The sequence below is a fragment of the Cryobacterium sp. N21 genome (genome assembly GCF_002929575.1).
Classification (GTDB): domain Bacteria; phylum Actinomycetota; class Actinomycetes; order Actinomycetales; family Microbacteriaceae; genus Cryobacterium; species Cryobacterium flavum.
In genome coordinates, this window is record NZ_PJJQ01000031.1 from 1,998 (window position 1) to 15,810 (window position 13,813).

Consider the following 13,813-nt stretch of genomic DNA (forward strand, 5'->3'; position numbering starts at 1 on the left):
GAGCGGTCTTTGTCCTACCGTACGGGAAGATTTCGCCACGATTCGCCGGTACCCTGGTGCTGATCTCGAGGCAGGCCGCAGCGCAAATTCTCGAGGATTGCTAGATTCAAGTATGCGAGAACTCCAGGCGCGAATCATCGCGGAACTCAACGTCTCACCAACCATCGACCCGGCCGCCGAAGTACGCCGCCGGGTGAAATTCCTCAAGGAATATCTCAAGCACACGGGTGCCCAGGGGCTCGTGCTCGGCATCAGCGGCGGCCAGGACTCTACCTTGGCCGGTCGGCTGTGCGCACTGGCCGTCGACGAACTCACCGCAGAGGGGTATCCGGCCACTTTTGTCGCCGTGCGCCTGCCCTACGCGGTGCAGCGCGACGAAGCGGATGCCCAACTCGCGTTGGAATTCATCCGCCCGCCCTCGCAGGCCACCTTCAACATTGAGCTCGCCGTCGATGGATTCGAGAGCGAATTCCTGGCGAGCCTCGACGTGGCCATGACCGACTTCACCAAGGGCAACGTCAAGGCCCGCTCCCGCATGATCGCGCAGTATGCGGTGGCCGGCCAGCTCGGCCTGCTCGTGGTCGGAACCGACCATGCGGCAGAGGCCGTCACCGGCTTCTTCACCAAGTACGGCGACGGCGGAACCGACATTCTGCCGCTCACCGGACTCACCAAGCGCCAGGGCCGCGCCCTGCTGATGGAGCTGGGTGCGCCCGGACAGCTCTACCTGAAGGACCCCACCGCTGACCTGCTCGACCACACTCCCGGCCAGACCGACGAGGCCAATCTCGGTCTGCAGTACGAGCACATCGACGATTTCCTGGAGGGTCGGCCCGTCGACGACGAGGTGGCCGAGGCCATCGAGGCGCGCTACCTCAGCACCGAGCACAAGCGACGGGTGCCGGCCTCACTGTTTGATGAGTGGTGGCAGTAGGCCCAACATAAAGAACGAGCCGGTCAGCGCTGGGAAGCGCCGACCGGCTCGTTTCTTGTGTCGCGACTACAGGGTCGGGGCCGCCGAGGAACGCGTGAGCGGGTCGGTGCCGCGAACCTCGAGCTTGTTGACGTCGTCGAGCAGACGCTGGGTTTCCGCCCCGGCGTCCGACGCGGATGGCGGCGTGCGATTGACGGCTGCCGGGGTGAGCGGCGCGACCCGCACGGGCGCCGGTGCCGAATCGGCGGCGTTGTACTGGTCGTGGTGCTGCTGCGCCACCCACGCTTCCTGCTCGGCGAGCAGGCTCTTCTCGGTGGAGGAATTCTGCGACTTCCAGCGATCGAGATCCCCCTGGAAGATCTTGCGGGCGCGAGCCGGCTTGTTCTGCCACTCGACCAGGCGGTCACGAAACTCGACCAAGGCCGGTTCCAACTGGTAGCCGAAGGTAGCTGAGGTGCGCTTGAGCTCGTAGAGCTCGTGAGCAGCCCAGTTGGCGGCAATTCCCGATCCGCGAATCGGCAGCAACCGCACCTGAATGTCGGCCTGGCCGACCGCCCGGTCGCTCATGACCTGCTCCTGCGGTGTCAGCGAATTCCAGACGGATGCCTCGGTCGCGGCATCGACGAGGGTCGCGATCGCCGCCACTTTGATCTCGCGATCTCGCTGGGTGATGAGCCGTTTGACGGCCCCGCGCGAGATCAACGCGGCCAGCACGCTGGCAATGACGATTGCGCCGATGAACACGACCGCGGTAAAAACCATCGGTTGGGTGCTCACGTCGGTAAACCAGGCTACGAAGTTATTCCACCATTCCATGTGCTGGATTTTATCCGCGCCAACCCCCGTTTTCGGGGATCAGACACGGCGTGCCCCCAACCCACTCTCTGGAACACGTAGCCTCGTCACCGGAAGCAGTCCACAGCATCGTCGATGCGACAGAACACACCGAGTTCGCGCGTGCGGGTCGCGAAGACGACGCGCCTGGCGCTGAACCGGTCGCCGTCAGCGCCGCTGGTATCAGCACCGCCTTTATCGGCACTAACCTCGCGTTCGATATAGCCGACGACAGCGCCGACCGGGTCGACGATGCGCCACAGCCCGTCGCGCACGAGGACGAACCGGCGGCCACGTACTGCTGGAAATGCTGAGTGAGTAACGGGTGCGATGAGAGTGGTCATGAGTGCTCCTTACGTACTGGTTCAGCGGTAACCCGGCGGGCCGCGGGTATTTCTCTTACCGTATGGACGACCACCGACATGCGCTTTCGGCGAACAGACGGCCAGGGTGCCGGATCAGCCTGTGGCTGCGGCGGGGGGAGGAGATAGGGTGGACGGGTGCAAACTTATGTGGTCGCAGGTGGATGTTTCTGGTGTCTCGATGCTGTGTATCGGGTGCTACGTGGAGTGAGCGACGTGGTGTCGGGGTATACCGGCGGCTCGACCGCCAACCCGAGCTACGAAGCGGTCTGCACCGGGCGCACCGGGCATGCCGAAGCCGTTGCCGTGACCTTCGACCCTGACGTCATTCCGGCCAGCGTCATTCTTGACGTGTTCTTCACGCTGCATGACCCCACCCAGCTCAACCGTCAGGGTAACGACGTCGGAACCCAGTACCGGTCGGCCATGTTCTACACCGACGACGCTCAGAAGCAGCTTTTTGAAACGGCCCGCGACCGGGCGACCGAATGGTGGGGCTCCGGCATCACGACCACGATCGAGCCGCTCGGCGACTACCACGAGGCCGAGGACTACCACCAGGACTTCTTCAACAAGAACCCCGGGCAGGGCTACTGCATGGCCGTCGCCGTGCCGAAGGTCAACAAGATCCGCAAGTCGTACTCCCAATACCTGGTCAGCTAGCCTCTCCTCCCCAATCGGTGAATAGCTGAATTCTCCACGGATTTCCGCGGTTTCAGTCGGGTCGTCGTTTCGGGCGGCACACTCACTGTGTGCGACCCGGGTTCAACGAAGACTGGCACGAGTTGTTGTTCCCGGGTCGTGTGCGCCGGCGGTTCGCATGGCGCCGCGAGTGTGCGTGTTCACGCGATCACCGTGCCGGGAGAAACCATGAGCGACAGCATCACAATATCCGGCGTTATTGGCACCGTTCCCCACCTGACCTTCGGCAAGAACGGGACCCCGATCACCTCCTTTCGGCTGGCCTCCCGCCAGAGCCACCGTGACAAGGCCAAAGACGAATGGATCGTCGACGAAAGCTGCTGGTATTCCGTCACGACCTTTCGACAGCTGGCCACGAATGCGGGAAAATCGCTCAGCAAGGGCGAGCACGTTGTCGTCACCGGACGGCTGGTCATTCGCCAATGGAACAACGCCGAAAAATCTGGGACGTCCGTTGAGATCATTGCTGATTCTGTCGGCCACGACCTCGCCTGGTACACCACGACGCCGGTGCGTAGCGGGGTACCGGCCCGTGACGCCGCGGACCAGACCGAGCCGGAACCGGTCGAATCCTTCACATCGGTCGAATCGGCCACGGCATATGAGACCGATCTTGGCCCCATCGACCGGTCCGGAGACGGGTTTGTCCCCGTCGACACCGATGCCGATCAGGACGCGTATGCGCGTTTAGACTCGTAGCATCGTCCACGCGCGTGGACCGGGGGAGGCAGTTCGTGAGCGTGGCACAATCAGCACGGCAGAATATGACCGTGAGAACAGCACGGTGGTCTGCACGCCGCCCGCGGTACACACTGGCAGTGGTTGGGGCCGTGCTACTGGTCGGAGTCAGCCTGACCGCGTGCACCGGTGCCCCGGCCGAACCCCCGACCAGCGGCACGGCGCCGGCCAGCTCCTCAGCGCCGGAGCCGTCGGCAACTCCGGTGCCCGACCCGGTACTGCTGCCCGACGGCACCGCGTCCGAGAACCTCGTCTACTTCAACTTTCTCGCTGCCGCTGTCACCAAGGTCAACCCCAGCGCTGACGGGCGCGCCTACATCGACGCGCTCGTGGCCGGTGGGTTCGACCGAGCGGCCATGGAAGTGTCCTTCGATCGAACCCAGGCCGACCTGGCCGCCGACTCGATCCAGTTCTCGGTGCGATTCAATGGCGAATGCCTGATTGGGCAGATCGGGCCGGCCAGTGACGGTTTCCACAGCGTGGTCGCACCGATTCTGTCTACTGGTTTGTGTCTCGTCGGGTCCACCCGGCAAATAGACTGGTAAACATTATGGCCGAATTTATTTACTCAATGGTCCGCGCTCGCAAGGCGATCGGCGAAAAGCTGATTCTTGACGACGTCACCATGTCCTTTTTTCCCGGTGCCAAGATCGGTGTGGTCGGCCCGAATGGTGCCGGAAAGTCCACGATCCTCAAGATCATGGCGGGCCTGGACACCCCCAGCAACGGTGAGGCGAGACTCTCGCCGGGCTACACCGTCGGCATCCTCATGCAGGAGCCGCAGCTCGACGAGAGCAAGACCGTGCTGGAGAACGTGCAGGAAGGCGTCGGCCCGATCAAGGCCAAGGTCGATCGCTTCAATGAGATCAGCCTCGCCCTCGGCGAACCCGACGCCGACTTCGATACCCTCCTCGCCGAAATGGGCGTGCTGCAGGAAGCTATCGATGCAGCCGATGCCTGGGACCTCGACTCCCAGCTCGAACAGGCCATGGATGCCCTGCGCACCCCGCCGGGCGACTCCGAGGTCTCCAACCTCTCCGGTGGTGAGAAGCGCCGGGTGGCGTTGACCAAGCTGCTGCTGCAGAAGCCAGACCTGCTCCTTCTCGACGAGCCCACTAACCACCTCGACGCCGAGAGCGTGCTTTGGCTCGAGCAGCACCTCGCCAAGTACCCGGGCGCCGTGCTCGCCGTCACTCACGACCGGTACTTCCTCGACCACGTTGCTGAGTGGATCGCCGAGATCGACCGCGGACACCTGTACCCGTACGAGGGCAACTACTCGACCTACCTCGAGAAGAAGCAGGAGCGTCTGCTCGTGCAGGGCAAGAAAGACGCGAAGCTGTCACGTCGTCTCGCCGACGAGCTTGAGTGGGTGCGCTCCAACGCCAAGGGCCGTCAGGTGAAGTCGAAGGCCCGCCTGGCCCGCTACGAAGAGATGGTCACCGCCGCCGAAAGCACCCGCAAGCTCGACTTCGAAGAAATCGTGATTCCGGTCGGCCCGCGCCTCGGCGCGCAGGTCATCGATGCGAGCAAGTTGGAGAAGGGCTTCGACGGGCGCATGCTCATCGAGAACCTCAGCTTCACGCTGCCGCGCAACGGTATCGTCGGCATCATCGGCCCGAACGGCGTAGGAAAGACCACACTGTTCAAGACCATCATCGGCAAGGAACCGCTCGACGGCGGCGAACTGCGAATCGGTGAGACGGTGGATATCTCCTACGTCGACCAGGACCGCGGCGGCATCGACCCGAACAAAACCCTGTGGGAGGTCGTCTCTGACGGCCAGGACTACATCCAGGTCGGCAAGACCGAGATACCCTCGCGCGCCTACGTATCGACCTTCGGTTTCAAGGGCCCCGACCAGCAGAAGAAGGCCGGTGTGCTCTCCGGTGGTGAGCGCAACCGCCTGAACCTGGCGCTCACCCTCAAGCAGGGCGGCAACCTGCTGCTCCTCGACGAGCCCACTAACGACCTCGACGTCGAAACGCTCGGTTCGCTCGAGAACGCGCTGCTCGAATTTCCCGGTTGCGCCGTGGTGATCACTCACGACCGGTGGTTCCTCGACCGGGTGGCCACGCACATCCTCTCGTACGAGGGCACCGACGACAACCCGGCCAACTGGTACTGGTTCGAGGGCAACTTCGAGTCGTATGAACAGAACAAGATCGAGCGGCTCGGACCGGATGCGGCCAAGCCGCATCGTTCCGCCTACCGCAAGCTCACCCGCGACTAACAAAAAAATAGGGAGACCGTGTGAAGCTGCACGTACCGATTCGCCTGCGTTGGTCCGACCTCGACGCGTACGGTCACGTCAACAATTCTGAGATGCTGCGCCTGCTCGAGGAGGCGCGCATTCTGGCTTTCTGGGTGACCGAAGACGACGGTGCGATCGGCGCGAGCACGGCTGTGCTCGATGGACGCCCGGGTGCGGCAACGCTCACGTTGATCGCGCGGCAGGAGATCGAGTATCTGGCGCCGGTACCGTACCTGCGTCAGCCGCTGGACGTGCGACTCTGGCTGGGCAAACTCGGCGGCGCCAGCCTCGACGTCTGCTACGAGGTGTGCAGCCCCGACGGCGTGACACCCGAGGTTCTGTTCGCGCGGGCGAACACCACGATTGTGCTCGTTGATGCGGCGAGCGAACGCCCCCGCCGCATTAACGACACCGAACGCGCCGCGTGGACTCCGTACCTCGACGCGCCGATCGAGTTCGCCCGACGCTGACAATTCCCCGACTGAGCGGCCCGAGTTGCCGCGAAACCGGGTAGTACTGAACCGAACACGCGTCCGTCGCGTGTTAAGCCGGGGAGGTAGTCATGGCTGATGAGCGTGCCGAACTTCTGCAAGCCCTGCACGACGAACACGCGCCGCTCCTGTGGCGCTATGTTGTGCGGTTGACGCACGATCCGGCCTTTGCCGACGACGTCGTGCAGGAGACGCTCCTGCGCGCCTGGCGACGCCCCCGCCTGCTCGACCAGACCGAGGTGTCAGCTCGGGCCTGGCTGTTCACGGTGGCCCGCAACCTGGTGATCGACGATCGCCGCTCGGCCAGGGCCCGCCACGAGATCCCCACCGATCAGCTGCCCGAGGTACCCACAGACGACCAGACCGATGCCCTGCTCGACGCCTGGCTGGTCGCGGATGCCCTGCACGATCTCTCACCCGACCACCGGGCGGTCATTGTCTGCGCGTACTATCGAGGCCAGTCCGTGGCTGAGACCGCGCGGGACCTGGTCATTCCCGAAGGCACCGTGAAGTCCAGGCTGCACTACGGCCTGCGAGCCCTGCGGCTCGCACTGCAAGAGCGAGGAGTGACGGAGCGATGAACACTCCAGCAGATCTGTACGCCGACTGGGACGGCGCCTACGTGCTCGGCGCCCTGTCACCGGCCGACCGCCGGGACTACGAACGTCACCTCAACGACTGTGTCGCCTGCAGCCAGGCGGTCGCTCATCTCGTGGGTCTTCCGGGGCTGCTGGCCCAGGTGCCGCTCGATCAGGCCCTGCAACTGGACCAGCCCGTTGATTCCCGAGCGGATGCCGCCCCCTCCGCCACCCTGCTGCCCCGCCTGGTGCAGGCGGCCAGGGCACACACCCGGCGCGCCCGCCTGCTCGCCGCTGGCGCGGTCGTGGCGGCCGCCGTGATCGCGGCATCCGCTGCCCTCGTCCTGCCGGGCTGGCTCGATCAGCCCGGCCAGAGCATCACCGAACCCGCCGTCGCCATGACCGCCGTGGTTCCCAGCCCGCTCACGGCCTCGTTTCGCCTGACCGGCGAAGAGTGGGGCACGCGCATCGACGCGAACTGCAGCTACGCGCGCGGCGGCGACGATTTCGGCGCTCAGCCCTACGCCCTGTTCGTGACCGACCGGGACGGCCAGGAGACCCTCGTGGCCAGCTGGATCTCCGGACCCGGCAGCACCATCAGCGCGGCCGGTACCACGAGCGTGTCCGAAAACGACATCGCCAGCGTGGATATTCGGTGGATGCCCGACGAGAAGGTGCTGCTCGAATCCAAACCCAGCTGGTAGCGCTGCTACTCGAGAACGATGGGCACGCGCAGCATGCCCTCCTGCGCCACGGTAGCCAGGAGCACGCCGTCGCGGCTGAAGATGCTGCCCGTGGCCAGGCCGCGGCCACCCTGCGCGCTCGGTGAATCCTGCACGTAGAGCAGCCACTCGTCGACCCGACCGAACCGGTGCCACCACATGGCGTGATCCAGGCTGGCAACTTTGAGACCGGGAGTCGCCCAGGCCACTCCGTGCCGGCGCATGATCGGTTCCATGATCGAGTAGTCGCTCGCGTAGGCCAGGGCTGCGCGGTGCAGGTCGGGGTCGTCGGGCAGCGGTAAGAACGTCTTCATCCACACGGCCTGGCGCGAGGTGTGCTCACCGTTGACCTTGAGAAAGATCGGCGAGGGAACGTGCCGCATGTCGAAGGGCCGCTCGTTGGCCCAATAACGCGCTACCGAGTGGTCGATGTGGGCCAGCGCTTCGGATGCCGTCGGCAGGCTTTCCGGATCGGGGATATCTTTCGGCATCTCCAGATGATGCTCCAAGCCCTCATCGGCGTCCTGGAAGGAGGCGATCATCGACAGGATCGGCACGCCGTCTTGATAGCACTGCGTGCGGCGGGTGGAGAAGGAGCGGCCGTCGTGAATGCGTTCGACCGAAAAAGTAATCGGCTGGTTGACATCACCGGGGCGCAGAAAGTAGCCGTGCATCGAGTGCACGTGGCGTTCGTCGGGCACGGTGCGCATCGCAGCGACGAGGGACTGGGCCAGCACCTGCCCGCCGAACACGCGGCCGAGCGGCATCCACTGGGACGGCCCGGTGAAGATGTCCTCGCTGGTGCGTGCACCGGTGTCGGTCAGATCGAGGACGGCCAGAAGGCTTTCCATGGGCTTGTGCATGCTGTCTCCTCGGGCAAGTTCGCGTTCGCGGCATGCGGTCGTGGCGCATCTTGGTAGTTTAGAAGACGATGAGCCAGTCATTCACTCTTACCGATTCCCAGTCCCTCAGCGATCTGATCGTATTTCTGTCACGATCCGGCCGCGTTCTCGACGGTTCCGTGCGCCTCATGGCGTCCGACGGCGTTCTGGCGGTGTACACCGCCATTTTCTATCCGCGCGGTCTGCTCGACGCGAGCCCGACCGTGCTCGGCCTGCGCACCTTCGCCCTGACCGAGCCGGTCGACCTCGACAAGGTCGTGCCGGTGCGGTCGCTGCTGGAACGCCTCAAACGCCTGGAGTCCACCGCGCGCGACCTGAGCCTGCCGGTCATCGTGACTGTTCCGCTCGAGGTGAACACCGTGACCTGGGCCGGCATCTCCCCGCCGAAGGGTGGCTGGGAACCACACGGCCAGACTCCGGCGTCGCACCTTGAAACCGCCGCTCGGGAGGGCATCGACGAGGTTGCCGCCGCCGTGCCGGAGGGCACCGGCGAGCTGATCGTGGAACGCGTGCGCTCCGAAGTGTGGGGCCGTCAGGTTGACGGGCTCGAATTCGTACCGACCGGGGCCGGTTTCGCGGCGTTCAGCCTGGGCTTTCTCTCCGATGACGAACCCGTGCAGCTGTTCGAGTCGGGCCTGTGGACCCGCCTCAGCACGAGTCGTGGCCATGTTCTGGTGCGGCGCAAGCCGTGGACGCTCACGGCCTGACCGGCTCCACAACGGCAGCGTCGGTGGCGAGCAGGGCCGCCCAGACATCCGCTCGAGCCGGAAACGACCCCAGGTCGCGGGCGAGCAGCTGCTCAGCCTGTTGAATGCGGGTGCGCACCGTGTGGCGGTGTACCCCGAGCTGCGCGGCGGCCTCGCCGAAGTGTCCGTTGCACACGAGCCACGCCCGCACGGTAGCCAGCAGCTCGCTGCCGTGTGCCCGATCGTGCGCCATCACCGGCGCGAGGGTGGCGAGGCCGACCTCGCGGGCATCCGTTCTGGCCAGCAAGGCCAGCACGCCCTGCCGGGCGACGATACTGAAATCGGTCACGCCCGATGCGCTCTCCCGTGCCCGGGCCAGCGCCTGATGGGCCTGATCGAGGGCGCGAGGTAGCTGGCGGTAACTTGTCGGCTCCGACAGTCCTGCGTGCAGTTCGAACAGTGCGCACAGATTTAAGAGGATGCCGTTGGCCGCGCGGTCGAGACACAGAACCACGGTGTCGTCTTGGCGGGCGAAGAAGAGCTGCCCGGGGGAATCGTCGACGCGTAGTTCCAGGTACTCGGTGATCGCATCCCGGCGAACGGCCGGCACATCCACGACGGCGACGAGCACCGGTGGGTCAGGGAGCGCGCCCCACATTTGTCTGGAGATCTGGTCGACCAGGGTCTGGTCCCCGGCGAGCAGGGTGTTCAGCAGGCCGGAGCGCAGCAGCCCCTGGGCACGATCCAGGGCATTGTTCTGCTCGAGGGCGAGACCGGCCAGGGCAATCACGCTCGTCACCACCTCAGTGCTGGCCTGGTCCAGGGCGAGTGCGCCGCCGAGGGCGAGTACACCGCGCAGGTGGTCGTGGCCGCCGAGGGTCTGCAGGGTAAGGGTTTCACCGCCAGCGTCAACGGTGCTGCTGGACCGCTGACCGCGGGCGAGCAGTCGCCGGGCTTCCTGCTGCACGGTGGCGAGGGCTGTGGGGGCCGCGGCGAACGTGGCGCGGGGAAACACCCGATCCAGGGTTCCGCTCGCATCGAACAGGGCCACCCAATGGCCGAGCTGGGCGGACAGCTCAGCGAGCGTCGCACTCAGGCCGTCCGGACGCAGGGCGGCGAGCGCGATCGCGCGCTGGGCCTTGAGCGCCCAGGTGGCGCGGGCATACCGATCCTCGGCCACGAGGTCGCCGGCCGCCCGCGCAACGGCGATGAACGGGGTGCGATAGGGAACCTCGAACAACGGCAGCCCGAGCGTTCGGCACGCGGCGATCAGTCCGTCGGGCGTGCCGTCCCGAACGACGTCGGTGCCGAATCCGAGCGCCGTGATACCCCGCTCGTGCAGGCGCTGCACGTAGGGGCGGTAGTCGGCATCCGCTGCCGGATCACTGCCGAACTGGGTGCCGGTCGTGAGCAGCACGTGGTCGGCGGAGAGGAACGGGGTCGGGTCGATCAGATCGGAGCTGTGTACCCATTCAACCGTGCGGTCGAGCCGTGCCGCCCGCGTGATCGGGTTGGCCTTGCCCGCATCAGCGTGCTCGAGCAGGGTGAGTCCCAGGTTCGAATCAGCGAGGAGCAGGCGCAGGGTGGGGAGCATGGGCTGACTATACAGCGTGGCGGGAAATTACGCCCCAACTATACAGCTAAGAGATAGTGCTGTCGCCGGGTTGTGCCTAGCATTGCCGCAGTGGCACCGTGGCCGCGGTACCACCCGTCGCATCGATCGGAAACACTCATGACACTCGTAGACACTCCTCGCTTCACCAGCACGCCGCTCGGTGGCCCCACGCTGGCCCAGGAACGCAGACTGGTCACGAGCATCCCCGGGCCGAAATCGCGCCGCTTGAGCGAACGCAAGGCCCAGGCGGTCTCTGCCGGAGTGGGTATCTCCCTCCCCGTGTATGTTGTGGCCGCTGGCGGAGGCGTTCTGGTCGACGTGGATGGCAACTCTCTGATCGACCTGGGGTCGGGCATCGCCGTCACCGGTGTCGGCAACAGCGCCCCGCGGGTGGTCGAAGCCGTCGCAGCCCAGCTGGCCCAGTTCACCCACACCTGTTTCACCGTTGCTCCCTATGACTCCTACATCGAGGTGGCCGAGGCCCTGAACCGTCTCACCCCCGGTGACCACGTCAAGCGCAGCGTGCTGTTCAACTCCGGCGCCGAATCGGTGGAGAACGCCGTGAAGATCGCCCGCCACTTCACCGGCAAGCAGGCCATTGTGGCCTTCGACCACGCTTACCACGGCCGCACCAACCTGACCATGGGCCTGACCGCCAAGAACCAGCCCTACAAGAACGGCTTCGGTCCCTTCGCACCCGAGGTGTACCGGGCACCCATGTCGTACCCGCTGCGTGACGGCGGTCTCGATGGCGTCGTGGCGGCGAACCGTGCCATATCGCAGATCGAGAAGCAGGTCGGCGCGAGCAACCTCGCCGCGATCATCATCGAACCCATTCAGGGCGAGGGCGGCTTCATCGTTCCCGCACCCGGCTTTTTGGCCACCCTGCTGGCCTGGTGCCGCGCCAACGAGGTCGTCTTCATCGCCGACGAGATCCAGACCGGATTCGCCCGCACCGGGCACATGTTCGCCTGCGAGTACGAGGGCATTGTGCCCGACATGATCTGCACCGCCAAGGGCATCGCCGGCGGCCTGCCGCTGTCGGCCGTCACCGGGCGCGCCGACATCATGGATTCACCCCAGGCCGGCGGCCTCGGCGGCACCTATGGGGGTAACCCGCTCGCCTGTGCTGCCGCGCTCGCCACCATCGACACCTACGAGGCCGAGCACCTGGTCGAACGCGCCGCCGCCATCGGCGCGATCATGGGTGACCGCCTCGGCGCGCTCGCCGCAGCCGATCCGCGCATCGCCGAGGTGCGCGGACGCGGCGCCATGATGGCCATCGAGCTGGTCGATCCCGCCACCGGGGAGCCGGATGCAGCCCTGACCGGCCGCGTCATCGCCGCCTCCCACGAGCAGGGCGTCATCCTGCTCGGCTGCGGAACGTACGGCAACGTCATCCGCTTTCTGCCGCCGCTCAGCATTCCCGACTCCCTGCTACTCGAGGGCCTGCAGGTTTTGGCCGAGGCCCTCGCTGCCGATTCGGCCGCAGTATGAGCACCGTGATCGAGGGCGCCGTGCGCTCCTACGGTCAGGTCGCACTCCTGGCCCGCGTACCCGACCAGCTCTACATCAACGGTCAGTGGGCGAACGGCACCGGGGAGCCGATCGTGGTGACCGACCCGGCCACCGGTCTGGTGCTGAAAACCATCCAGAACGCATCCGTCGCTGATGGCGCCCGCGCCCTCGACGCGGCCGTCGCGGCCGCGGACTCCTGGGCAGGAACTCCGGCCCGAGTACGCGCCGAGATTCTACGCCGCGCCTTCGATCTGCTCCAGGAGCGTCGGGGCGATTTCGCCACGCTCATGACACTCGAGATGGGCAAACCCATCGCCGAAGCCAACGGCGAAGTGAGCTACGGCGGCGAATTTCTGCGCTGGTTCAGCGAAGAGGCCGTGCGCATCAACGGTCGGTACAGTGTCAACCCGGAGGGCACCGGAACGATGGTCGTCACTCACCGGCCGGTGGGCCCGTGCTACCTGATCACACCGTGGAACTTTCCGCTCGCCATGGCCACCCGCAAGATTGCCCCGGCGCTCGCCGCTGGCTGCACCGTTGTGGTCAAGCCGGCCGAACTGACCCCCCTGACCACCCTGCTGTTCGTGCAGCTGCTGACGGATGCCGGAGTGCCGGCCGGTGTCGTGAACGTCATCACGACCACCGAGTCGCAGGCCGTCTCGGCCCCGATCATCGCCGACCCCCGGCTGCGCAAGCTGAGCTTCACCGGGTCGACCGCAGTGGGTCGGGCCTTGATCGCTCAGGCGGCCCAGAACGTGCTGCGTACCTCGATGGAGCTCGGCGGCAACGCCCCCTTTATCGTGTTCGCCGACGCCGACCTCGAGAAGGCCGTCAGCGGCGCGATGCTCGCGAAGTTTCGCAACACCGGCCAGGCCTGCACGGCGGCCAACCGGTTCATCGTGCACGCGTCGATCGCCGAGGAATTCGGCCGCCGACTCACCGAGCGGGTGAACGCCCTCGTGCAGGGCCCCGGCATCGACCCCGCGGTGAACTTTGGGCCGCTCGTGACGGAGACGGCCGTCGACAACGTTGACGCCCTCGTGCAGGATGCCCTCGCGCGCGGCGCCACGCTGCTCACCGGAGGCACCCGCCCCGACGGACCCGGCTCGTTCTATGCCCCCACAGTGTTGACCGATGTTCCCGCTGACAGCCGCATGGTGCGGGAAGAGATCTTCGGCCCGGTGGTCGGCATTACAACTTTCGAAACAGACGAAGAGGCTATTAAAATGGCAAATGACACCGAATATGGTCTGATCGGATACGTTTTCACCACCGATATCGCACGTTCACACCGTATGATCGACAGTATCGACACCGGAATGATGGGCCTGAATACCGGCCTGGTTTCCAACGCCGCGGCACCGTTTGGCGGCGTCAAGCAGTCCGGGCTCGGTCGTGAGGGTGGCCTGGAAGGCATCAACGAATACCTCTCGACCAAGTACACCCTCATTCCCGCGTCTTAACCCCACTCAACACA

15 protein-coding genes are annotated in these 13,813 nt (G+C 65.6%); 11 read left to right on the plus strand and 4 right to left on the minus strand.

What is annotated here, in order from left to right; all coding sequences use genetic code 11:
* The first annotated feature begins 112 nt into the window (after positions 1-112).
* Positions 113-934: an ammonia-dependent NAD(+) synthetase gene (gene nadE / locus CXY77_RS07325; protein WP_092339888.1), complete on the plus strand. Its 822-nt coding sequence runs from the start codon at positions 113-115 to the stop codon at positions 932-934.
* A 66-nt stretch (positions 935-1,000) separates the two neighbouring features.
* Here the strand turns inward: nadE and CXY77_RS07330 are convergent, their stop codons facing one another.
* Together CXY77_RS07330 and CXY77_RS07335 are read right to left on the minus strand one after the other, a co-directional pair.
* Complete coding sequence (locus CXY77_RS07330; RefSeq protein WP_092339889.1) at positions 1,001-1,750, minus strand: hypothetical protein; 750 nt, start codon at positions 1,748-1,750, stop codon at positions 1,001-1,003.
* Between the two features lie 86 nt (positions 1,751-1,836).
* A complete protein-coding gene (locus tag CXY77_RS07335; RefSeq protein ID WP_104090507.1) occupies positions 1,837-2,112 on the minus strand; it encodes a DNA mismatch repair protein in 276 nt (91 codons plus the stop codon).
* Between the two features lie 156 nt (positions 2,113-2,268).
* Between CXY77_RS07335 and msrA the strand changes: the two genes are divergently transcribed.
* From msrA to CXY77_RS07370, 7 genes are all read left to right on the plus strand, one after another.
* Complete coding sequence (msrA, locus tag CXY77_RS07340) at positions 2,269-2,793, plus strand: peptide-methionine (S)-S-oxide reductase MsrA (RefSeq protein WP_092339891.1); 525 nt, start codon at positions 2,269-2,271, stop codon at positions 2,791-2,793.
* Positions 2,794-3,000: 207 nt separating this feature from the next.
* Entirely contained in the window at positions 3,001-3,531 is a 531-nt protein-coding gene (locus CXY77_RS07345; protein ID WP_134505303.1) for a single-stranded DNA-binding protein, read from the plus strand.
* 71 nt (positions 3,532-3,602) lie between these two features.
* The gene (locus tag CXY77_RS07350) at positions 3,603-4,115 is read left to right on the plus strand and encodes a hypothetical protein (RefSeq protein ID WP_233197298.1); all 513 of its coding nucleotides are present in this window, start codon (positions 3,603-3,605) and stop codon (positions 4,113-4,115) included.
* 5 nt (positions 4,116-4,120) lie between these two features.
* Positions 4,121-5,803: an energy-dependent translational throttle protein EttA gene (gene ettA, locus CXY77_RS07355; protein WP_104090504.1), complete on the plus strand. Its 1,683-nt coding sequence runs from the start codon at positions 4,121-4,123 to the stop codon at positions 5,801-5,803.
* 20 nt (positions 5,804-5,823) lie between these two features.
* Positions 5,824-6,294, plus strand: coding sequence for a thioesterase family protein (locus CXY77_RS07360; RefSeq protein ID WP_104129892.1), 471 nt, complete (start codon positions 5,824-5,826; stop codon positions 6,292-6,294).
* Between the two features lie 92 nt (positions 6,295-6,386).
* Positions 6,387-6,896 carry a sigma-70 family RNA polymerase sigma factor gene (locus tag CXY77_RS07365; RefSeq protein ID WP_092339896.1) on the plus strand — a complete coding sequence of 170 codons (510 nt, stop codon included), beginning with the start codon at positions 6,387-6,389 and terminating at the stop codon, positions 6,894-6,896.
* Positions 6,893-7,597 carry a zf-HC2 domain-containing protein gene (locus tag CXY77_RS07370; protein ID WP_104129893.1) on the plus strand — a complete coding sequence of 235 codons (705 nt, stop codon included), beginning with the start codon at positions 6,893-6,895 and terminating at the stop codon, positions 7,595-7,597. The genes CXY77_RS07365 and CXY77_RS07370 overlap by 4 nt, the downstream gene beginning before the upstream one ends.
* Positions 7,598-7,602: 5 nt before the next feature.
* Here CXY77_RS07370 and CXY77_RS07375 read toward each other — a convergent pair whose 3' ends face one another.
* The gene (locus CXY77_RS07375; protein ID WP_174774980.1) at positions 7,603-8,478 is read right to left on the minus strand and encodes an acyl-CoA thioesterase II; all 876 of its coding nucleotides are present in this window, start codon (positions 8,476-8,478) and stop codon (positions 7,603-7,605) included.
* Between the two features lie 68 nt (positions 8,479-8,546).
* Here CXY77_RS07375 and CXY77_RS07380 point away from each other — a divergent pair, with 68 nt between their 5' ends.
* Complete coding sequence (locus tag CXY77_RS07380; protein WP_104090501.1) at positions 8,547-9,224, plus strand: hypothetical protein; 678 nt, start codon at positions 8,547-8,549, stop codon at positions 9,222-9,224.
* Here the strand turns inward: CXY77_RS07380 and CXY77_RS07385 are convergent.
* Positions 9,214-10,797 (minus strand): PucR family transcriptional regulator, encoded by a 1,584-nt coding sequence (locus CXY77_RS07385; protein ID WP_104090500.1) that lies wholly within the window; start codon positions 10,795-10,797, stop codon positions 9,214-9,216. The two genes, CXY77_RS07380 and CXY77_RS07385, sit on opposite strands and share 11 nt — an antisense overlap.
* Positions 10,798-10,935: 138 nt before the next feature.
* Between CXY77_RS07385 and gabT the strand changes: the two genes are divergently transcribed.
* Both gabT and CXY77_RS07395 read left to right on the plus strand, forming a co-directional pair.
* Positions 10,936-12,315 (plus strand): 4-aminobutyrate--2-oxoglutarate transaminase, encoded by a 1,380-nt coding sequence (gene gabT / locus CXY77_RS07390; RefSeq protein WP_104090498.1) that lies wholly within the window; start codon positions 10,936-10,938, stop codon positions 12,313-12,315.
* Positions 12,312-13,799, plus strand: a complete 1,488-nt coding sequence (locus CXY77_RS07395; RefSeq protein ID WP_104090497.1) for an NAD-dependent succinate-semialdehyde dehydrogenase — start codon at positions 12,312-12,314, stop codon at positions 13,797-13,799. The genes gabT and CXY77_RS07395 overlap by 4 nt, the downstream gene beginning before the upstream one ends.
* Positions 13,800-13,813 lie beyond the last annotated feature (14 nt).